The 20,337-nt window shown below is 63.7% G+C and carries 22 protein-coding genes; 13 read left to right on the forward strand and 9 right to left on the reverse strand.

The features are described from left to right. The first annotated feature begins 174 nt into the window (after nucleotides 1-174). The 5 genes from J5474_RS05750 (at nucleotide 175) to J5474_RS05770 (ending at nucleotide 5,383) form a co-directional block, all read left to right on the forward strand. Nucleotides 175-1,833 carry a L,D-transpeptidase family protein gene (locus J5474_RS05750; protein ID WP_245216256.1) on the forward strand — a complete coding sequence of 553 codons (1,659 nt, stop codon included), beginning with the start codon at nucleotides 175-177 and terminating at the stop codon, nucleotides 1,831-1,833. Nucleotides 1,834-2,099: 266 nt separating this feature from the next. After that, a complete protein-coding gene (locus J5474_RS05755) occupies nucleotides 2,100-3,191 on the forward strand; it encodes a UDP-3-O-(3-hydroxymyristoyl)glucosamine N-acyltransferase (RefSeq protein ID WP_209359838.1) in 1,092 nt (363 codons plus the stop codon). Nucleotides 3,192-3,227: 36 nt separating this feature from the next. Beyond that, nucleotides 3,228-3,488: an acyl carrier protein gene (locus J5474_RS05760; protein ID WP_209359839.1), complete on the forward strand. Its 261-nt coding sequence runs from the start codon at nucleotides 3,228-3,230 to the stop codon at nucleotides 3,486-3,488. Beyond that, complete coding sequence (locus tag J5474_RS05765; protein WP_209359840.1) at nucleotides 3,485-4,693, forward strand: beta-ketoacyl-[acyl-carrier-protein] synthase family protein; 1,209 nt, start codon at nucleotides 3,485-3,487, stop codon at nucleotides 4,691-4,693. The genes J5474_RS05760 and J5474_RS05765 overlap by 4 nt, the downstream gene beginning before the upstream one ends. A 192-nt stretch (nucleotides 4,694-4,885) precedes the next feature. After that, nucleotides 4,886-5,383: a YciE/YciF ferroxidase family protein gene (locus J5474_RS05770; RefSeq protein ID WP_209359841.1), complete on the forward strand. Its 498-nt coding sequence runs from the start codon at nucleotides 4,886-4,888 to the stop codon at nucleotides 5,381-5,383. Between the two features lie 48 nt (nucleotides 5,384-5,431). On the opposite strand, the gene mnmA is transcribed toward J5474_RS05770, so the two are convergent. Beyond that, a complete protein-coding gene (gene mnmA / locus J5474_RS05775; protein ID WP_209359842.1) occupies nucleotides 5,432-6,571 on the reverse strand; it encodes a tRNA 2-thiouridine(34) synthase MnmA in 1,140 nt (379 codons plus the stop codon). Nucleotides 6,572-6,694: 123 nt separating this feature from the next. On the opposite strand from mnmA, the gene sciP reads away from it, so the two are divergent. The 5 genes from sciP to J5474_RS22985 all read left to right on the forward strand — a co-directional run bounded on the left by sciP (nucleotide 6,695) and on the right by J5474_RS22985 (nucleotide 12,285). Further along, nucleotides 6,695-6,973 (forward strand): CtrA inhibitor SciP, encoded by a 279-nt coding sequence (sciP, locus tag J5474_RS05780; protein WP_209359843.1) that lies wholly within the window; start codon nucleotides 6,695-6,697, stop codon nucleotides 6,971-6,973. Between the two features lie 94 nt (nucleotides 6,974-7,067). Further along, entirely contained in the window at nucleotides 7,068-7,784 is a 717-nt protein-coding gene (gene ctrA, locus J5474_RS05785; RefSeq protein WP_209359844.1) for a response regulator transcription factor CtrA, read from the forward strand. A 71-nt stretch (nucleotides 7,785-7,855) separates the two neighbouring features. Beyond that, nucleotides 7,856-9,970, forward strand: a complete 2,115-nt coding sequence (gene ligA / locus J5474_RS05790; RefSeq protein WP_209359845.1) for an NAD-dependent DNA ligase LigA — start codon at nucleotides 7,856-7,858, stop codon at nucleotides 9,968-9,970. Then, entirely contained in the window at nucleotides 9,967-12,057 is a 2,091-nt protein-coding gene (recG, locus tag J5474_RS05795) for an ATP-dependent DNA helicase RecG (RefSeq protein ID WP_209359846.1), read from the forward strand. Before ligA ends, recG begins: the two co-directional genes overlap by 4 nt. Nucleotides 12,058-12,162: 105 nt before the next feature. Beyond that, the gene (locus J5474_RS22985) at nucleotides 12,163-12,285 is read left to right on the forward strand and encodes a hypothetical protein (protein WP_280842492.1); all 123 of its coding nucleotides are present in this window, start codon (nucleotides 12,163-12,165) and stop codon (nucleotides 12,283-12,285) included. A 156-nt stretch (nucleotides 12,286-12,441) separates the two neighbouring features. On the opposite strand, the gene J5474_RS05800 is transcribed toward J5474_RS22985, so the two are convergent. Beyond that, nucleotides 12,442-13,848 carry a methyl-accepting chemotaxis protein gene (locus tag J5474_RS05800; protein WP_209359847.1) on the reverse strand — a complete coding sequence of 469 codons (1,407 nt, stop codon included), beginning with the start codon at nucleotides 13,846-13,848 and terminating at the stop codon, nucleotides 12,442-12,444. 62 nt (nucleotides 13,849-13,910) lie between these two features. Then, a complete protein-coding gene (locus tag J5474_RS05805) occupies nucleotides 13,911-14,390 on the reverse strand; it encodes an iron-sulfur cluster assembly scaffold protein (RefSeq protein WP_209359848.1) in 480 nt (159 codons plus the stop codon). A 74-nt stretch (nucleotides 14,391-14,464) separates the two neighbouring features. On the opposite strand from J5474_RS05805, the gene hisI reads away from it, so the two are divergent. Further along, nucleotides 14,465-14,824, forward strand: a complete 360-nt coding sequence (gene hisI / locus J5474_RS05810; RefSeq protein ID WP_209359849.1) for a phosphoribosyl-AMP cyclohydrolase — start codon at nucleotides 14,465-14,467, stop codon at nucleotides 14,822-14,824. 64 nt (nucleotides 14,825-14,888) lie between these two features. Here hisI and gluQRS read toward each other — a convergent pair whose 3' ends face one another. The 4 genes from gluQRS to J5474_RS05830 form a co-directional block, all read right to left on the reverse strand. Then, nucleotides 14,889-15,743, reverse strand: coding sequence for a tRNA glutamyl-Q(34) synthetase GluQRS (gene gluQRS, locus J5474_RS05815; RefSeq protein WP_209359850.1), 855 nt, complete (start codon nucleotides 15,741-15,743; stop codon nucleotides 14,889-14,891). A gap of 22 nt (nucleotides 15,744-15,765) precedes the next feature. After that, nucleotides 15,766-15,978, reverse strand: coding sequence for a hypothetical protein (locus J5474_RS05820; protein ID WP_209359851.1), 213 nt, complete (start codon nucleotides 15,976-15,978; stop codon nucleotides 15,766-15,768). A 59-nt stretch (nucleotides 15,979-16,037) separates the two neighbouring features. Beyond that, a complete protein-coding gene (gene trmFO / locus J5474_RS05825) occupies nucleotides 16,038-17,381 on the reverse strand; it encodes a methylenetetrahydrofolate--tRNA-(uracil(54)-C(5))-methyltransferase (FADH(2)-oxidizing) TrmFO (protein ID WP_209359852.1) in 1,344 nt (447 codons plus the stop codon). Nucleotides 17,382-17,453: 72 nt separating this feature from the next. Continuing rightward, nucleotides 17,454-18,242: an enoyl-CoA hydratase gene (locus J5474_RS05830; protein WP_209359853.1), complete on the reverse strand. Its 789-nt coding sequence runs from the start codon at nucleotides 18,240-18,242 to the stop codon at nucleotides 17,454-17,456. A gap of 55 nt (nucleotides 18,243-18,297) precedes the next feature. On the opposite strand from J5474_RS05830, the gene J5474_RS05835 reads away from it, so the two are divergent. Both J5474_RS05835 and J5474_RS05840 read left to right on the forward strand, forming a co-directional pair. Next, nucleotides 18,298-18,735 carry a PaaI family thioesterase gene (locus tag J5474_RS05835; protein WP_209359854.1) on the forward strand — a complete coding sequence of 146 codons (438 nt, stop codon included), beginning with the start codon at nucleotides 18,298-18,300 and terminating at the stop codon, nucleotides 18,733-18,735. A gap of 47 nt (nucleotides 18,736-18,782) precedes the next feature. Further along, on the forward strand, nucleotides 18,783-18,923 hold the full coding sequence (locus tag J5474_RS05840; RefSeq protein ID WP_209359855.1) for a hypothetical protein: 141 nt from the start codon (nucleotides 18,783-18,785) through the stop codon (nucleotides 18,921-18,923). Between the two features lie 84 nt (nucleotides 18,924-19,007). On the opposite strand, the gene J5474_RS05845 is transcribed toward J5474_RS05840, so the two are convergent. Continuing rightward, on the reverse strand, nucleotides 19,008-19,817 hold the full coding sequence (locus J5474_RS05845) for a crotonase/enoyl-CoA hydratase family protein (protein WP_209359856.1): 810 nt from the start codon (nucleotides 19,815-19,817) through the stop codon (nucleotides 19,008-19,010). 259 nt (nucleotides 19,818-20,076) lie between these two features. Beyond that, the gene (locus tag J5474_RS05850; RefSeq protein WP_209359857.1) at nucleotides 20,077-20,304 is read right to left on the reverse strand and encodes a DUF1127 domain-containing protein; all 228 of its coding nucleotides are present in this window, start codon (nucleotides 20,302-20,304) and stop codon (nucleotides 20,077-20,079) included. Nucleotides 20,305-20,337 lie beyond the last annotated feature (33 nt).

A 20,337-nucleotide genomic window follows, 5' to 3' on the forward strand; every position in this document is an offset into this window, starting at 1 on the left:
GTGCGCTGCGCTATCGTCCCGTATTCCATCGTTTGGACATGCCGCCGGTTCCTGCGCATTCCGTCATGCGCCGCTGCCTGGGAGCGGGCCGCCAGCGCGGGGAACGCGATGGCGGTTTTGTCAGTTTACACGGTCAGGCCATTGTAAGACAACTGGAATTCACGGGGGATTGTAATGAACGAGGGTTTCGCGATGAACGGGACGAAGCTGGGCAGGGTATCGACGGGTGGATTGCGCGCCGTCGTGCTGGCGGGCCTCATGTTGGCTGGAACGCCGACGCTGGCCGCGCCGCAGGCGTTTGCCTTTGAGGTGACCGCCTACAAGCAGGCTTTGGCGGAGTCCCTGGGCGAGGAGGAGGGCATTGCCGCTTTCTACCGCGCGCGTAACTTCGACCCGATCTGGACCGGTGCCGACGACGCCAGCCGGGCCCGGCGTCTGGCGTTGATCGAGGCTTTTGGCATGGCCGACGTGCACGGGTTGCCGACGGCGAAATACGACGCGCGGAACCTTCTGAACAAGATGGCCGTGGCGCGCACTGAACGTGACAGGGGCCTGCTGGAGGTTTCGCTGTCGCGGCTCTTCATAAGCTTTGCCAATGACCTGCAGTCCGGCATTATTGATGATCCCGGCAGGGTGGACAGTCAGATCAAGCGGGAACTGCCGCGGCGTGCGCCTGCGGACTTGCTGGCGCGGCTGGCATCGGAGCGCCCCGACATGATCTTTCGCAGTCTCGTGCCGCCGACGCAGGAATATTCCCGCCTGATGCGGGCCAAACTGGAGTTGGAGCATACGATCCGCCAGGGTGGTTGGGGTGCGACCGTGCCCGCCGCCAAGCTCGAGCGCGGCGATACCGGCGAGATTGTCGTGGCGCTGCGCAATCGGCTGGAGGCGATGGGATATCTGAAGCCATCCCTGACGGCACGCTACGACAGCGACATGGAGGCGGCCGTGCGCCTGTTCCAGGCCGACCATGGGCTGGCCGAGGACGGCGTGGCCGGCGGCGCCACCATGGGAGAGATCAATGTAGCCCCGGAAGACAGGCTGAAATCCGTCATCGTCGCCATGGAGCGCGAGCGCTGGCTGAACCTGCCGGAGGGACGCGGCAAGCGGCACATTCTGGTGAACCTCGTGGATTTCCACGCCCGGATCATCGATGACGACAAGGTGACCTTTGAAACCCGGTCGGTCATCGGGCATCAGGAACACGACCGGCGGACACCTGAGTTTTCGGACGAGATGACCCATATGGTCATCAATCCCTTCTGGTACGTGCCGCGTTCGATCATCGTGAAGGAATACCTGCCGCTGTTGCGGTCCAATCCGGGCGCGGTGGGGCATCTGGAGATCATCGACGCGCGCGGTCGTGTCGTGAGCCGGGGGCAGGGTTTTGCGCAGTATTCGGGCAGCAGCTTTCCTTTCTCCATGCGGCAGAGGCCAGGTCCGCGCAACGCGCTGGGGTCGGTGAAATTCATGTTCCCCAACAAGTACAATATCTATCTGCACGACACACCGTCGCAGAGCCTGTTCAGTCAGACGGTGCGGACTTTCAGCCATGGCTGCATCCGGTTGGATGACCCGCATGAATTCGCTTACGCGCTGCTTGCACCGCAAGAGGCGGACCCGGTCAATTTCTTTCAGTCGACCCTGCGGACCGGCCGGAATGCAAAGGTGACGCTGGATACACCGGTGCCGGTGCATCTGATCTACCGCACCGCCTTTACCAAGGCGAAGGGGCACGTGAATTACCGTGCGGACGTCTATGGCCGTGATGCGGAAATCTGGCGGGCTCTGCAGAATGAAGGCGTTTCGCTGATGTCACATTGGGAAAGCTGAGCCATTTCCGGAAAATGCATGACGAACGCGCGGCCCAATCGGTCGCGCGTTTTTCGTATGAGGGGGGGGCGTTTAGGTAATCAGGCGGTGTGCCTGCGGCACGCAGGATGAGCGTGCGTGCCGCGCGCCGCGTGCGCTCCGCGCGGGGGAGTATTTTCTTCACGGAGAAGCGGGTGGACTTGCGGGGTCGGCGGACGTGATGCCGGGATGGACAGGCCAGGGCTACGGGCATAGACCTTGGCGCGGACGGCGCAGGAGGAACCCGCATGCATTATACTGTCGGTGAGATCGCGAAGGCGCTCGGCGTGACGGCGGAGGGTGATCTGTCGCTGAAGGTATCGGGGGTGGCAGAGCCGCAGGCAGCAGAGGCGCACCATATCGCATTGGCGATGAAGCCAGAGTTCGCCGCCATGATCCCGGAAGGCGGGGCGAAGGTGGCCATGCTGTGGGCCGGGGCAGACTGGCGCGGCATGGGGCTTGCTGCGGCGTTGTCGGCACCTCGGCCCCGGTTCGCGCTCTCCGGGCTTTCGGCGATGATGGACGCGGGTCAGGGGTATGCGGCGGGGGTGCATCCCTCGGCACATGTGGACCCGACGGCTGAACTGGGCGAGGGCGTGAGCCTCGGGCCCTTCAGCTTTATCGGCGCGGGGGCGAGGATCGGCTCGGGCAGCGTGATCGGGCCACAGTGTCTTGTCGGCGATGACGTGACGCTGGGCGAGGGCGCACTGCTCCATGCGGGCGCGAGGATCATGGCGCGTGTCACGGTGGGCGCGCGTTTCATCGGCCATCCGGGCTGCGTGATCGGCGGCGACGGGTTTTCCTTCGTGACGCCCGAGCCGTCCGGCGTGGAGAAAGCGCGGGCCTCCCTCGGCGGCGAAGGCACCGACAGCGCGCAATCCTGGGCGCGGATCGCGTCGCTCGGGGCGGTGACGCTGGGCAACGACGTGGAGATCGGATGCAATTCCTGCGTTGATCGCGGCACGGTGCGCGACACCCGGATTGGCAACGGGGTGAAGATGGATAACCTCGTGCAGATCGGCCACAACGTGGTGATCGGGGACGACACGATGGTCTGCGCCGGGGCTGCGATCGCCGGATCTTCGGTTCTGGGCCGGGGCGTGGTCGTCGGCGGCTGCGCTGGGGTGTCGGACAACCTGCGGATCGGCGACCGAGTGATCCTCGGCGGTGGCACCATGGTGTTGTCGAACGTGCCGGAGGGGCGGGTGATGCTGGGCTACCCGGCAATGAAGATGGATGCCCATGTGGAAAGCTACAAGGGACTGCGCCGCTTGCCGCGTCTGTTCCGGGACGTGGCGGATTTGAAAAAGGCTGTTTTCAACACCGGCGGGACTGACTAAGTCCTTGGCCAGGGGAACGGTACGGGATCGGGAGCGATGAACGTCAAGGACAAGGTGATCGAGATCATAGCCGAACAGGCCATGCTGGAGCCATCGGACATCACCATGGACAGCACGCCGGAAAGCATCGGCATCGACAGTCTCGGGTTGGTGGAGGCGATCTTTGCCATCGAGGAAACCTTTGACATTTCCGTGCCGTTCAACGCGAACGAGCCGGAAAAATCGGATTTCGACATTTCGTCGGTGGCGAGCATCGTCGCGGGGATCGAACGGCTGATTGCCGAGAAGGCACCGTGAAGCGTGTCGTCATCACCGGCGCGGGGACGATCAATGCGCTGGGAATGGACGTTGCGGCGACCCAGGAAGCGATGCGCGAAGGGCGCTGCGGGATCTCCGAGCTGGAATTTCGCGACGTCCAGCGGCTTGCGATCCGCATCGGTGGCCAGATCAAGGGATTCGACCCGGAGGCGGAGTTCAACCGGCAGCAGTTGTCACTGTATGACCGTTTCACCCAGTTCACCCTGATCGCCGCGCGGGAAGCGGTGAACCAGTCGGGGCTGGAGTTCCATGGCGAGATGGCGGACCGCTCCGGCGTCGTGCTTGGCAATTCGGGTGGCGGGCTCTTGACGCAGGACGAGAATTACCGCGCCGTTTACGAGGAAGGGAAGAACCGGGTCCATCCCTTTGTGGTGCCGAAGCTGATGAACAATGCGGCAGCGAGCCACGTATCTATGGAGTTCAACCTGCGCGGCCCGACCTTTACCGTTGCCACGGCCTGCGCGTCGTCCAATCACGCCATGGGCCAGGCCTTCCAGATGATCCGGTCGGGCATGTGTCATGCGATGATTACCGGCGGGTCGGAATCGATGCTGTGCTTTGGTGGCGTGAAGGCCTGGGAAGGGCTGCGGGTCATGTCGAAGGACGCCTGCCGGCCGTTTTCCGCGACACGCAACGGTATGGTCCAGGGCGAGGGCGCAGGGGTCTTTGTCTTCGAGGAATACGAGCACGCGCGGGCGCGCGGCGCGATGATCCTGGGCGAGGTGCTGGGGTTCGCCATGACCTCCGATGCTGCGGATATCGTCATGCCGTCGAAGATGGGCGCGGCGCGGGCCATTTCCGGGGCTCTCCGCGATGCGGGCGTGGCGAAGGAGCGCGTGACTTACATAAATGCGCATGGCACCGGGACGGCGGCCAACGACAAGACCGAATGCGCCGCGGTGGCGGATGTCTTCGGTCATCACGCCGACGAGCTGATGATTTCCTCGACCAAGTCGATGCATGGCCACCTGATCGGCGGCACCGGGGCAGTGGAGTTGCTGGCCTGCCTCATGGCGCTGAATGACGGCGTGATCGCACCGACCATTGGCTACGAGGAGCCGGACCCGGAATGTGCGCTCGACGTGGTCCCGAACGAGGCGCGCGATGCGGAGGTGGACGTGGTTCTGTCGAATGCCTTCGCCTTTGGTGGGCTTAATGCGGTATTGGTTCTTGGCCGGGTCTGATCCAGCCGGGCGCGGTTGATGCCGCGCGCCTTCCATCCCGGCCCTTGCTGTGGCCTCGGGGTTGGAAACGGCTCCGGGAGGGGGCCAATAAGAAGAAGAAGAAGAAGGGGCGAGTGTCTGCCGGCCGAGCGATCGGTCGGAACGGCGGGCCGGGGCAGACGTTGGGTCTCCAGACAGCAATGGAGGACAACCATGTCACTGAATTCGCTCAAGGATGTTTACGTCGACCAGTTGCAGGACCTGTACAGCGCCTGCGCGCAATCCCATGCCGTGATGGACGATCTCGCCGGAGCCGCAGAAAACGACGATCTGCGCGCGGCTCTGGAGGCCGGGAAGGACGGCATCGCGGACGGAATGTCTAAGCTGGAGCACCTGATTTCCGGTCACGGAGCCGAGGTTGGTGGCGAGCACTGCAAGGGTATGGAAGGTCTTGTGGCCGAGGCCCGGGCGCACGGGCTGGAGGAAGACTTCGGCGATGCCGATGCACGGGATGCCATGATCATCACGCAGTACCAGCGTATGGCGCACTATGCTATTGCGGGCTACGGCTGTTGTGCCGCATTCGCCAACAGGCTGGACTTCATGGATGAGGCGGAGACGCTGTCGCAGATGTTGGAGGCCGCGTATTCCGGGGATCGGCATTTTTCCGGTATCGCGCAGGGACAGGTGAACCGCGCCGCTGCCGAGTGACTGTAGAGACGTATGGAAAGGCGCCCCGCGGGGCGCCTTTTCGTTTGGTCAGTGGCCGCGCCAGATCCAGCCGCCGCCGAAGATGCGGGACCCTTCAGGGGCGTAGAAGACACAGGCCTGACCGGGGCTTACGCCTTCTTCCGGGGTGAGCAGTTCGACTTCGGCCTCGGTTTCCGACAGCGGGCGAACGATCGCTTCACGCGGGGGGCGGGTAGAGCGGACCTTCACTTTCAGATGCCATTCGGATTGGGAGATGAAGGATTCGTCGCCCAGCCAGTTGATTTCCCGTACGGGGATCGTCCGGGTCGCGAGCATTTCCTTGGGCCCGACGATGACTTGCCTGGCCTCCGTATCGAGGCGGACGACATAGAGGGGCTCCTCCAGACCTCCGATCCCGAGGCCGCGACGCTGGCCAATGGTGTAATGGATCACGCCCTTGTGGTTCCCCAGGACGCGGCCATCGGCATGGACAATTTCCCCAGGTTCGGCGGCACCGGGACGCAGTTTCTCGATGATTTTCGCATAGTTGCCGTCCGGGACAAAGCAGATGTCCTGCGAATCGGGCTTGTCGGCCACGGCCAGACCGTATTTGGCCGCCAGTTCGCGCGTGGCGTCCTTGCTCGGCAAATGTCCCAGCGGGAAGCGGAGGTAGTCCAGCTGTTCCGGGGTAGTCGAAAACAGGAAGTAGCTCTGATCCCGGGAGGAGTCCGTAGCGGAATGCAGTTCCGGGCCGTCGGGCCCCGCCATCCTCTGGATATAGTGGCCAGTAGCCATGCAGTCGGCATCGAGGTCCTTCGCCGTCTGCAGCAGGTCCTTGAACTTCACGCGCTCGTTGCAGCGGATGCAGGGGACCGGGGTGGCACCACCGAGGTAACTGTCAGCGAATTCCTCGATCACGGCTTCCTGAAATATGTTTTCGTAATCAAGGACATAATGCGGAAAATTCATCTCTTCCGCAACGCGGCGGGCATCGTGGATATCAATGCCTGCGCAGCAGGCACCTTTCTTGGCGAGCGCCGCGCCGTGATCGTAAAGCTGTAGAGTGACGCCCACCACGTCGTATCCTTCTTCCTTCAGCATGGCGGCCACGACGGAGCTGTCCACGCCGCCGGACATGGCGACGACGACGCGCGTTTCGGACGGGGCTTTGGGCAGCCCCAGGCTGTTGAGGGGCGTGTCTTTGGGCATGGGCGATCTCCGTGGAATGGCCGAAATATAGGAAAAATCGAAACACTCACAAGGGTTGGTTTCAGCCGTCGTTAAGGGCTGCAGGGGTTTAGTGCGCGGACTCGCCACTCGGAGGTATTGCCCATGTACCTGAAAAAGATCGATGGCCCCCGGGCCGTGAAGCTGCCGGACGGGTCTACGATGACCCGCGCCGACTTGCCACCGGAGACGACGCGGCGCTGGGTCGCATCCCGGAAGGCGGCGGTGGTGAAGGCGGTTCAATTCGGGCTGCTGACCACCGACCAGGCGAAGGAGCGTTATTCACTGAGCGAGGAAGAACTGCTGGAATGGGTGAAGGCCGCGACGCAGCACGGCGAGGACGCGCTGAAGGTCACACGCGTACAGAAATACCGGCAACCCTAAGCTGCAATTGACAGGATCCTGTGGTACGGTAACAGGGCGTTAACCTTTTTATATCACGTTACCCTTAGCCCGAGAGTTACCCTGGAGACCGCACATGCGCATTTTGCTGGTGGAAGACGACCCGACGACCTCCAAGAGCATTGAACTAATGTTGAGCCACGCGAACCTCAACGTCTATTCGACGGACATGGGCGAGGAGGGGATCGACCTTGCAAAGCTCTATGATTACGATCTTATTCTGCTCGACCTGAACTTGCCCGACATGAACGGCCACGAGGTGCTGCGCCAGTTGCGCGTGGCGCGGATCGATACGCCGATCCTGATCCTGACCGGGGAGGATGATACCCAATCGAAGATCAAGGGCTTCGGTTTCGGTGCGGACGACTACATGACGAAACCCTTCCACCGCGACGAACTCGTGGCGCGCATCCATGCCATCATCCGCCGATCAAAGGGGCATTCCCAATCGGTGATCCGTACTGGCAAGATTTCTGTCAATCTCGATGCGAAAACGGTCGAAGTGGCCGGAAAGCCCGTGCATCTGACCGGCAAGGAATACCAGATGCTCGAGCTGCTCTCCCTTCGCAAGGGCACGACCCTGACCAAGGAGATGTTCCTCAATCACCTCTACGGTGGCATGGACGAGCCGGAACTGAAGATCATTGATGTTTTCATCTGCAAACTTCGCAAGAAATTGTCGGAAGCCACCGGCGACGACAACTACATCGAAACGGTCTGGGGCCGTGGGTATGTCCTGCGCGACCCCGAACCCTCGCAGGACGAACCGAAGGCGATTGCAGCCAACGGCTGACGGCGGCTGGACCTCCCGACGGCTGAGCCCTATCACTTCCCGGGACGACAGGGCGTCCGAGGATGAGGGGCATGACAGAAATTGCGGTCGAGAATCTGACCGAAAGCCAGGCGCGCGAAGAACTTCGCGCGCTTGCGGCGTTGTTGGCAGAGGCAAACAGGGCCTACCACACCGAAGACGCGCCGGAGATCACGGACGCGGAATATGATCGGCTGAAGACGCGCAACGCAGAGATCGAGGCGCGCTTTCCCGCATTGAAGCGCCCCGACAGTCCGACCGAACAAGTGGGCGCACCGCTGGCGGACGGGTTTTCCAAAGTCCGGCACGAGGTGCGGATGCTTTCGTTGGCGAACGCCTTTGCCGACGAAGATATTTCCGACTTCGACGAACAGGTGCGGCGCTATCTTGGGCTTGCGTCTGACGACAGCCTGCCTTTCACCGCAGAGCCGAAGATCGACGGGCTTTCCCTGTCCCTGCGCTACGAGCGCGGCAAGCTGATTCAAGCCGCCACGAGAGGGGACGGACAGGAAGGCGAGAATGTCACTGCAAACGCCAGAACCATAACGGATATTCCGAACGAGTTGGACAGCGCGCCTGACGTTCTGGAGGTCCGCGGCGAAGTCTACATGAGCCACGAAGACTTTGCCGCCTTGAACCAACGGCAGGCGGCGCGTGGGGGCAAGACTTTTGCCAACCCGCGCAACGCCGCCGCCGGTTCCATGCGCCAACTCGACGCCAGGATCACCGCTGAGCGGCCACTGCGGTTCTTTGCTTATGCGTGGGGCGCGCTCTCTGAGCCGCTGGCGGACACCCAGAAGGGCGCGATTGAAAGACTCGCCGCGCTCGGGTTTCAGACCAACCCGCTGACGCAGCTTTGCGACGGGCCGCAGGAAATGCTCGCGCATTACCGCGATATCGAGACACAGCGCGCCATGCTGGGGTACGACATCGACGGCGTTGTCTACAAGGTGAACGACCTCGCGCTGCAGGAACGTCTGGGCTTCCGGTCGACCACGCCACGCTGGGCCATCGCGCACAAGTTCCCGGCCGAACTCGCCTGGACCCGGCTGGAGGCCATCGACATTCAGGTTGGCCGTACCGGCGCGCTGTCGCCAGTGGCGCGGCTCACGCCGGTGACCGTCGGCGGCGTGGTGGTTTCCAACGCCACGCTGCACAATGAGGACTACATAGCCGGGCGCGATTCCACGGGCGGGGAAATTCGCGGTGGCAAGGATATTCGCGTCGGCGACTGGGTGCAGGTCTACCGCGCGGGCGATGTGATTCCAAAGGTCGCGGATGTGGACCTGTCGCAGCGCCCTGCGGACGCGCGGGCCTTCGTCTTCCCCACAACCTGTCCGGAATGCGGCTCTGACGCCATCCGCGAGGAAGGCGACGCTGTTCGACGCTGCTCCGGCGGGCTGATCTGTCCGGCGCAGGCCGTCGAGAAGCTGAAGCATTTCGTGGGGCGCTCGGCCTTCGATATCGAGGGTCTCGGGGCGAAGCAGGTGGAGCAGTTCTACACCGACGGCTGGATCCGCGAGCCTGCGGATATCTTCACTCTCAAGCAACGGTTCGGGAGCGGCATCCAGCAGTTGAAGAACCGCGAGGGCTGGGGCGAGAAATCGGCTTCGCGCCTGTTCGACGCCATCGACGGGAGGCGCCGGATCGGTCTGGGGCGACTGATTTTCGGACTGGGAATCCGCCATGTGGGCGAAAGCGCCTCGAACCTGCTGGCGCGCCACTACGGGACCTGGGAAACGTTCGAGGCGGCGATGCAGGCGGCCGCCTCCTGCGAGGGCGAAGCATGGGACGACCTTCTGGCCATTGATGGGGTCGGCACGGTTCTGGCGGAATCGCTGGTCTCCGCCATGAACCAGGAGGCGGAGCGCGCCTCCATGGATCGCCTCGTCGCGCATCTCGACGTGCAGGAAGCAGAACGTCCGCAGACGGAGGGTTCGCCGGTGGCAGGGAGGACCGTCGTCTTCACCGGGACGCTGGAGAAAATGACCCGGGCAGAGGCCAAGGCGCGCGCGGAATCGTTGGGCGCGAAGGTTTCGGGCTCGGTTTCGAAAAAGACCGATATCGTGGTCGTGGGACCCGGGGCCGGGTCCAAGGAGACGAAGGCCCGCGAGCTTGGGCTGACCGTGCTGGACGAGGATGGCTGGCTGGAGTTGATCGGCGGATGAGTGGGCGGCCGGAGGTCCTGTTTCCGCTCTTCGCGGACATCAAGGTGCTGGACGGCATCGGCCCGAAGATGGCACAGGCGCTGGCGCATGCGGGCATCGAGACGCCGCGCGATCTGCTTTACACGCTGCCCTACAGCGTCACCGACCGCCGCGTGCGCGAGACGGTGCAGGGGGCCGACCTGCCGGGGATCGTAACGGTGGCGGTCACCATCGGCCGGCACTGGCCGCCGCGCTCGAAGGGTGGCGCCTACCGGGTGGAGGTGGACGATGCGAAGATCCGTTTCCAGTTGGTCTATTTCCGCGGAAATGCCGAGTATCAGCAAAAGCTGCTGCCGACGGGGCAGCGGCGGATCGTGTCGGGCCGGGTGGAACTTTTCGACGGGGTGCCGCAGATGGTGCATCCTGATCACGTCCTGCGGGAGGACGAAGGCGACCAGCTCCCCGCCTTCGAGCCGGTTTATCCCCTGACCGGCAGTGTCACGCAGAAAGTCATGGCGCGTGCAATGGCGGATGCATTGACGCGGGTGCCCATGCTCGATGAGTGGATAGACCCCGTCCAGAAGGACGCGGAAGATTGGCCCGGATGGGCGGAGGCACTGGCGGCGGTGCACGCGCCTTCCGGGACAGAGGCCCTGTCCCCTGTGGCACCTGCCCGGGCGCGACTGGCCTATGATGAGCTCATGGCTCATCAGCTGACATTGGGCCTTGCGCGGGCAGAGCGACGCAAGCGGCGCGGGATCGTGACGCGCGGCGATGGGCGTCTGCGCAACAAGGTGCTGAATTCGCTTCCCTATCGGCCTACCGGCGCGCAGGTTCGGGTGATCGAGGAGATCACCGACGACATGGGCCAGCCAGAGCGGATGAACCGCCTGCTGCAGGGCGACGTGGGATCCGGAAAAACGCTGGTGGCCTTCATGGCTTTGCTCACGGCGGTGGAGGCGGGCGGGCAGGGCGTCATGATGGCGCCGACGGAGATCCTCGCCCGGCAGCACATGGAGGGCCTTCAGCCGCTGGCGGAAAGCGCGGGTGTGGTTCTGGAGTTGCTCACGGGCCGGGACAAGGGCGCGGAACGGACGGCGAAACTGGTGGCGCTGAAACGTGGCGACATCAAGATCCTCGTCGGCACGCATGCGGTTTTTCAGGCGGATGTAGCCTTTGACGACTTGCGGCTGGCAATCGTCGATGAACAGCATCGTTTCGGTGTGCGGCAGCGGCTCGAACTGGGCAAGAAGGGCGCAGGGGCGGACGTTCTGGTGATGACCGCAACGCCGATCCCGCGCAGCCTGTCGCTGGCGCAATACGGTGACATGGATGTGTCGGTGCTGGATGAAAAGCCCCCCGGCCGCAAGCCGGTCAAGACGGCGCTCGTGTCGACCGAGCGGACGTCGGAGGTGATCGAACATCTCCGCACGGCAGTTGCCGAAGGGCGGCAGGCCTATTGGGTCTGCCCGCTGGTGGAGGAATCCGAGGTCTCGGATCTGATTGCTGCGGAGGCACGTTTCGAAAAACTGCGTTCGGCGCTTGGCGAGGGCGTCGTTGGGCTGGTGCACGGCCAGATGCCCCCGGCAGAGAAGGACGCGGCAATGGCGGCCTTTGTCGCCGGGAAAACGGCCGTACTGGTGGCGACAACGGTGATCGAGGTGGGGGTGAACGTGCCCAATGCCTCCATCATGGTTATCGAGCGGGCGGAGATCTTCGGTCTGGCACAGTTGCACCAGTTGCGCGGCCGTGTCGGGCGCGGGGAGGCGGAGTCGACCTGTCTTCTGATGTACCAGCCACCGTTGTCGGAGAGCGGCATGAAGCGGCTGACGACTCTGAGAGAAACCGAGGACGGGTTTCGCATCGCGGAGGTGGATCTCGAGATGCGCGGCGCGGGCGACCTGATCGGCACCGCGCAGTCCGGTCTGCCGCGGTTCCGGGTTGCGGACCTGGAACGGCAGGCCGCTCTGATGGCCGTGGCGCAGTCCGACGCGCGGCTGCTTCTGTCCGAAGACCCGAAATTGAGTAGCCCGAGGGGCAAGGCGGCGCGAATACTGCTGTGGCTCATGCGGCAAGACGAGGCGATCCGCCTGATCGGTGTGGGTTGAACCCTCGCCGTTCCCTTTTTCTCATTTTGTTCCCATTTAGTTCTTTACATGACGTAAAGAAAATGAGAACAAATAGCTAACAAAGAGAACATGGGAGTGAGCAGAATGTACGATACAGTCAAAGCCACACTGCACCGCAAGAACGGCGACCTCTGGCAGGATGCGCTTGGCGCGATGAGCCTGGCCGTGATTCTTGTTGGTACGCTCCACCTGCCTGCCGTGTTCTGAGTATTCCTGGTCTGCCTGCGCGCCGGCCCTGTGCGGTCGTGTCCGTCCTGACGCGACCACCTGTCCCCCTTTCGGTTTCCTGCCTGTGACCGAATTCAATGGGGCCGCGATAGACGCGCCTTGCCGCCGCCTCCGGTTCCGGAGCGCGGCGGTTTTTTATTGAAACTTGTAGGCGAGGCGCAGACCGCCCCAGTGCCGCCCGCGTATGGTGATCGGGGCCGAGAGGTCCTTCATCATGACAAAATTACCGCCGCCCATATCACGGCGATAGACCTGCAGAAGAAACGGTTTTTCGTTCCGCCCGGCCTTGAGCCCCACGCGGTCGTCGAAGATGCGGCGGTTGCGGCTGTTGGCGGCGTTCCAGACCGGATCACCGCCCTGCGGCTGCGAAAACTTCGCATTGTGGGTCGGCAGGTATCCGTTGCGGTCCACGGCTGCGCAAAACACGATGCGCGCGTCCTCGCCCAACACCGGCTCCTGGATCGGTGGCAGCAGGCGGTCGGTGGTATCTGTAAAGGGGGTCACGACCTGTTCCGGATCGGAGCGGGGGACGGGCCGATAACTCTCCGAAAAAAGCGCATCCATTGTCAGGCGGCCTGCGGCGATCTCTGCCTCGAAGGCCATCGCGACCTGTCCGGCGAGGTCCTGAACAAGGGTGATCATTGCGCTGTCTTCGCCGCTGCCCCCCAAGGCCACGGCATTTTGCAGAATCGCCTCCGAGGTGTCGATCAGACTGAAACAGCGGCGCGACGCCTCGTCCACGCCGTCCGTCACCTCCGTCACGGAGGCGGCGATCCCTTCGATCGCCTGTCCGGTTTCGGTAACGGCGCTGCGCACCTGCTGTGCGTCGCTGGCCAGTCCTTCGGTTTTACGTTGCAACTGTTCCACGCTCTGCTGAATTTCCGTCAGCGCGCGGTCGTTGTCGGCGTTGCGCGCCAGAACATGCTCCGCCTTGGTCGCGGTCTGATAGGCGCCCCGGTGCAGCTGCGCCGTCCAGTCGGAGAGGGCCGTCACCGTCTTCGTGATCGACTCCGCTGCATCCGAAGTCTTCTGGGCGAGGTCCTGCACGTTGTCGGCGACGATGGAAAAACCCTTCCCCGCCTTGCCGGCGCGCGCGGCCTCGATCTTGGCGTTGACGGCGAGGATGTGCACCTGCCACGCAATGTCGGAAATCAGGGTGTTGGAGTTCTTCACGCCCATGAGCATTTCTTCGACGGACTGGCTGTCGGCGTTTACCGAGCGAACCCATTCCGCCAGCGTCTGTGAGTTTTCACCGGTTTCTTGAATGAAATCGGCCGACTGGCGCACGCGTTGCAGCACCTCTGCCGACAGGCCTGCCATGCCCTGCGTCGCGGTCAGCATTCGTTCGCTGGCCTTGTTCAGGCCCTCCGCGCGGGTCCCGATACCGGCGAGTTCGGTGAGCTGCGACTGACAGCGCGCATCGAGATCTTGGAGGAAGCCGCTGATATCGACTGTTTCCTGACCGAGACCGGTGGCCGCATCGGTCAACTGGCCAAGTTCCCGCGCCAATTCAGGCGCCTCGAGATCCGTGGGGTGTTTCATGGGCTGCCTTCTGACCGGACGTCGTATGAGGCAGACCTAACATGCGATTGCGAAAGAAGGGTTTACGCCTCTGCGCTACCCTCTGCGCTGCCGGTCTCGTGTGCGTCCGTGGCCTGCTGCGCGGCCTCGGCTGCGGCCTCCAGCGTCAGCAGGATGGAGGCATGGCGGTTCTTGTAGCCGGCGGCGGGACGCAAGACCTCCAGCCCGTCGAAGGGAGCAGGGGGAGTGGGGCCGTCGTTTTTCAGCATGTCGCGCAGTGCGTCGCGCGCCGTTGTGATCTGGTCTGGCGTCTGGCCAATAATCGCCCCGCCCACGACCGATGCCGAAGCCTGCCCCAGGGCGCAGGCCTTCACGTCCTGCGCGAAGTCGGCGACCCTCCCATCCCGTATCACGAGGTCCACCGTCACGGTTGATCCACACAGCGGCGAGCGTTTCTTGACCGAAGCGTCGGGTGCGTCCAGGCGACCGGTGCGCGGGATGGACGCGGCAAGTTCAAGGATGCGGCCCGAGTAGAGCTTGATGAGATCGGTTTCCGACGACATGGCCAGGGGCTTTCGTTTTGGGCAGGTCCCCCTTACATAGGCGCCTGCTCTGGACATGCAAAAGGATTTTGCCGATGACTTTCGATCCTCAGACCTTGGTCTATGACGCGAACGGCCTGATCCCCTGCATCGCTCAGGCGGAGGGCACGGGCGAGGTGCTGATGATGGCCTGGATGAATGCCGAATCGGTGGCGAAAACTTTGGAAACGCGCCGCGTCACCTACTGGTCGCGCTCGCGGCAGTCCTTCTGGGTGAAGGGCGAAACCTCTGGCCATACTCAGGCGCTGGTAGACCTGCGGGTAGACTGTGACCGCGATTGCCTGCTGGCGGTGGTCCGGCAGGAAGGCCCGGCCTGCCACACCAACCGGAGGTCGTGTTTCTATACCTCGGTGGTGGGCGAAGAGACCGAACTGATGGCCCCCATGGATAACTGAGCGGCGCCGCCGTCCGGACGCTGCGCAGCTCCCGGAGATTGACGAAAGTAACGAAGCAGGGCTTTCAGAGCCCAACCATTCGGCGGATGTCATCCGGTGAGAGGCCTTCTTCCCGGTAGGTGGCGATGGCGCGTGCGTCGTCGCGCTTTGCCAGGCGTTTGCCAGCTTCATCGCGGATCAGTTTGTGGTGGTGGTAGATGGGCTTGGGGAGGGCAAGGAGCGACTGCAGCAGGACGTGGATACGGGTCGCCTCGAACAAGTCGGCGCCGCGGGTGACGTGTGTAACACCCTGGGCAGCGTCGTCGACCACCACAGCGAGGTGGTAAGCCGCGCCCATGTCCTTACGCGCCAGAACCACGTCGCCGATGCCGTGGATCATGGAAGCGGTCGACAGGCAGATCCGGCCTGCATGGTCGGAGCCGGTTTCTTCGAACTGCAAGGTATCGGCCTGAACACGGGAGCAGGCCTCGCCCATGTTCAGGCGCAGAGTGGCGTGTTCGGGGCGCGGACCTGTGGGCACCGTGCGGCAGGTGCCCGGATAGACGAGGCCGTCGGGGCCGGTACGCGGCGCATCGGGCAAACCTTCCTGGGGAGCGGAAAGCGCCTCGCGGATGTCACGGCGGGTGCAGGTGCAGGGGTAGAGCAGGCCCATGTTCCAGAGCCGGTCGAGGGCGGCATGATATTCGCCGTGGTGTTCGGATTCGCGGCGAACGGGGGTGGGCCACTCAAGGCCCAGCCAGTGCAGGTCGTCGAAAATCTGCGCCTCCCATTCCGGGCGGGCGCGGCTTTGGTCGAGGTCATCGATACGCAGCAGGAACGTGCCCTGCGCCGCGCGGGCCATGTCATGCGCAATGATCGCGGAATAGGCATGGCCAAGGTGCAGCGGTCCGGTCGGGCTGGGGGCGAAGCGCGTGATCATGCCTCTGCCCCCGCGTCGGGCGTCAGCCCTCGCGGTACCCGTAGCGGCGCGCGCGGCGTTCTTCGCCCTGCTGGTAGATCAGCACCCAAGCCAGCACGATGAACATCGGGTGCGTCAGACCGCCGGAGAAGATGATGGCCGGAATCCAGATCAGAAAACTGATGATCGCCACAAATGGGCGGCCTGTCAGAAGGATCGACAGGGGCGGCAGGAAGAGGGCGAGGACGTAGTTCATGGACATCTCCCGTGGGATACATCCATGAGATAGGTGCCGCTCTGCCCGCCGACAAGGTTTCAGCCCTGCGCCGCCAGCCAGTCCTGCCAGCAACTCTTCGCCCGGTCGGTATAGGCCTTGTAGCGGTCCTTGCGGCCACGGCGCCCGCCCTTCAGCCCTTCGAGCGGCCGGAATAGACCGAAGTTCACGTTCATCGGCTGGAAGGTCTTTGCCTCCGCACCGCCGGTGATGTGGTGGATCAGCGCGCCGTGTGCAGTGTCCTGCGGCACGGTCGGCATGTCCTTCCCAAGGATCTCGGCGGCGGCCATGCGCCCCGCGAGAAGCCCCATGGCGGCAGATTCGACGTAACCCTCGACCCCCGTGACCTGTCCGGCGAAACGGACGTTCGGCCGCGAGCGCAGGCGCATCCGATCGTCGAGTAGTGTCGGCGAGTTGATGAAGGTATTGCGATGGATGCCGCCCAGACGCGCGAAGCTGGCGTTCTCCAAGCCTGGAATCGTTTTGAAAACAGTGGTTTGCGCACCATACTTCATTTTCGTCTGGAAGCCGACGATGTTGTAGAGCGTGCCGAGCGCATTGTCACGGCGCAGCTGCACCACGGCATAGGCCTTCTGTTCCGGACTATGCGGGTTGGTCAGGCCCACGGGCTTCATCGGGCCATGGCGCAGGGTTTCGCGGCCGCGTTCGGCCATGACCTCGATGGGCAGGCAACCGTCGAAATACTTCGCCGTCTCGCCCTCGTGGAACTCGGTCTTGTCGGCGGCCAGCAACGCATCGATGAAGGATTCGTACTGGTCCTTCGTCATCGGGCAGTTGATGTAGGCCTTCTGCTCCTCCTCGGTCTCCCCCTTGTCGTAGCGGCTTTGCAGCCATGCCACGTCCATGTCGATCGTTTCGGCGTAGACGATCGGCGCGATGGCGTCGAAGAAGGCAAGCCGGTCGGCGCCGGTCTCGGCTTGTATGGCGGCACCGAGCGCCTCCGAAGTCAGCGGTCCTGTTGCAAAGATCCACTGCCCGTCACCGGGCAGCGTGGTGATCTCCTCGTGAGAAATCCGGATGTTCGGGTGCGCGGTCACCTTTGCGGTGATGGATTCCGCGAACGGATCGCGGTCCACGGCCAGCGCACCGCCCGCGGGCAAGCGGTGTTCATGAGCGGTGGAAATGATAAGCCCGCCCGCCGCGCGCATCTCCCAATGCAGGAGGCCCACGGCATTCTGTTCGTCATCGTCCGAGCGGAAGGAGTTGGAACAGACCATCTCTCCGAGGTTGCCGGTGCGATGCGCGAAGGTTTCGACCTGCGGGCGCATTTCGTGCAGGACCACCTGCACGCCCATGTTTGCGGCCTGCCATGCGGCCTCGGATCCGGCCATGCCGCCGCCGACGATATGTAGCTCTTGTGTCATGGCGCGCGTTTAGCGGATCGCCCGGTGATCGCCAAGAGGGTTGCTCCGACGCAGGGCGCGAGGGCGGCGTTTTTAGGCCTCCGCCCAGTCGGGCGTGCGCTTTTCAAGAAAGGCGCTGATGCCCTCGTCCGTATCACGCCATAGCATGTTCTCCACCATGACGTTCCCTGCAAAGGCATAAGCCTCGTCCAGCCCCATGGTCATCTGGTCGTAAAAGGCGCTCTTGCCGATCCTGACCGCCGCCGAAAGCTTTTCCGCGACAGTGTCCGCCAGGTCTTGCGTGCGGGTCTCCAGGGCCTCGGCAGGCACGGCATCGTTGATGAGGCCAAGGGCGAGCGCCTCTTCGGTGGAGAGGAACCGGCCGGTACTGAGCATCTCGAAGGCCTTCTTGCGCGGAATGTTGCGCGTGAGCGCCACCATGGGCGTCGAACAGAACAGCCCGATGTTTACACCGTTGACGCCGAATCGCGTGCCCTGCGCCGCCACCGCCATGTCGCAGGACGCGACCAGCTGGCAGCCCGCCGCCGTGGCGATACCATGCACCTGCGCGATCACCGGCTGCGGCAGGCGCGTGAGGCCGGTCATCACCGAAGCGCAGCGGGCGAAAAGGTCGCTGAAATACGCCTTGCCGCCATCCTCCGCCGCACGCCCCGCCTGCATCTGCTTCAGGTCGTGCCCGGCGCAGAAGGCCTTTCCGGCACCCGACAGGATCACCACGCGGATCTGGCTGTCTTCGCGCAACGTATCGATCTGCGATTGGAGCGCGGCGAGCATCTCATCGGACAGGGCGTTGAGGTTGGCGGGCGAATTCAGCCGCAGGTGGGCGACATGCCCGATGTCGTGACGTTCCAGAATGGCCATCTTGTCCTCCCTTTTGCGGCAAGGTTAGCTGGCGGCAGCAAGGGAGGACAAGCGCATGGTGAAGATGACCATCGAGGAGATGGCCGGGTATCTGGATGAGGTTTTCCCGCAGGTGGACGGCATGTTCGGGATCGACCGGATCGACGATGAACTGGTGGTGATGCGGCTGCTGAACCACGACCGGCACCTGCGGCCGGGCGGCACGGTGAGCGGGCCGGCGATGTTCAGCCTCGCGGACGTGGTTGCCTATGTCGCTGTGCTGGCGCATGTGGGGCGCGAGGCGCTGGCCGTGACGACGCATTGCTCCATCGACTTCATGCGCAAGCCGGAGGCCGGGGTGGACCTGCTGGCGGAGGGGCGCGTTCTGAAGATGGGGCGCGCGCTCGCGGTGATCGATGTCCTGCTGTTCAGCGAAGGCAATCGGCAGCCTGTCGCTCATGCTTCGCTGACCTACTCGATACCGCCAAAGCGGACGGAACGGGCGGCGGGGTAAGCGGGTTTTCCCTCCAGACAAGCCAGAGACAAGCAATGGAGGATAGGATGACCATCAAGAAGATCCTGCGCCGCACCCTGCGAAACGTTCTGCGCGACAAGGCCAGCCGCCGCTGGTCCTTCGTGCGGAGGACACCAAAGTCGCCGCTGGCGCGCGCGCGGGCCCGGTTCCTCAAGGTCCGCGCATAGGCCGGTCCGAACCACCGGAATTGAATTTGGGGCGTGTCCTGCCGGGCGCGCCCCTTTTTCTATGCTGCTATGTGCTGGTCGCGGTTAACGGAAGACTGGCGTGCGCTTCTGGATATTGGCCATGACGGCTTCGATCTGGTTGGGCTGACCGATGACCTCCGCCTGCAATGTTGCTTCCAGATGCAGAGCTTCTGCGCGCTCGGCGATCCATGTGGCATTCAGCAGGTGCTTGCTGCGGCGAATGGCGTCGGGATTTCGCGCCGCGATGTCGCGGGCCATGGCGCGGGCGGCTTCCAGCGGATCGTTCGTGATCCGGGTGACGAGTCCCATCTGACACGCCTCGATCGCCTCCACGACGCGGCCGGTAAACAGCAGTTCCTTTGCCTGGTCGGCACGCAGCAGCCGGGGCAGGGTGGTGGTCAACCCCATGTCGGGGATCAGCCCCCACTTGATTTCCATGACCGAAAGGCGCGTGTCCGATGCGGCAATGCGTACGTCGGCTCCCAGGGCGAGCTGCAACCCGGCGCCGTACGCCACGCCCTGCAGCACGGCGATCACCGGTACTTCGAGTTCCTGCCAGACGGTGCTGGGCTTCTGGAAAACGTTCGCGTCTTCGCCGGGGGCGCGTTGCATGATCCGGTCGATCAGCGCTTTCGGGTCGGGATTGGCCGTGAACAGGGCGGTATCGATGCCGGAGCAGAAATGCGGGCCTTCGCCTCGCAGGATTACCGCGCGAAGCGTCGGGTCGGACTTCAGAACCTCGCCGATGCGTGCCAGCCCTTCGAAGACCGACATGTCGACGGCGTTACGCCGGTCTGGGCGGTTCAGGCAGACCTCGGCGATATGGCCGCTGCGCGTGAGGGTTACTGTGGTTCTGGTCTGGTCTGCGGTCATGGGCGGGCTCCTCCTGCCACAAAGCCTAGGCGACGCCCCAAGAGTGAGGAAGAGCTGACGTCGCGTGCCAGATGGTCAACGCCTGGTTGGCCGATAATGGGCACGGCCCGTCGTCCGACTATCTGGTGCGGCGGCAAGGGGGCGAAACTTCAGCCGCGTCATTCTTCCCAGGGGGTACGGTGCGGCCCCCGGTCGGGAGCAATGCCCGGGGGCGCGCACCTCGGTCGACCCGGCGCGATGCCGGGCAACCTGTTGGGGATCAATCCTGCCAGAAGGGCCGCGCCGCTTCGATCCGGGCCTCGTCCGGGGTCAGACCGATATCCTTCAGGAGGTGCGGATCGAGGTCAGTCAAATCGCGCCGGGTGCGCCGGTGGGTCTGCCATTTGGCGAAAAGCACCGCGACGCGCAGGGCCGCGACGCTGACCGGGGGAAGCGGAGCGTGCGAGACGAGATAAGAAAGATCCTTGCGTGCGATTGCCTGTGCCATGGTAGACCCCTTCAAAATGTATTGACACATTGT

The sequence above is a fragment of the Sagittula salina genome (assembly GCF_017813235.1).
Taxonomy (GTDB): Bacteria; Pseudomonadota; Alphaproteobacteria; order Rhodobacterales; family Rhodobacteraceae; genus Sagittula; species Sagittula salina.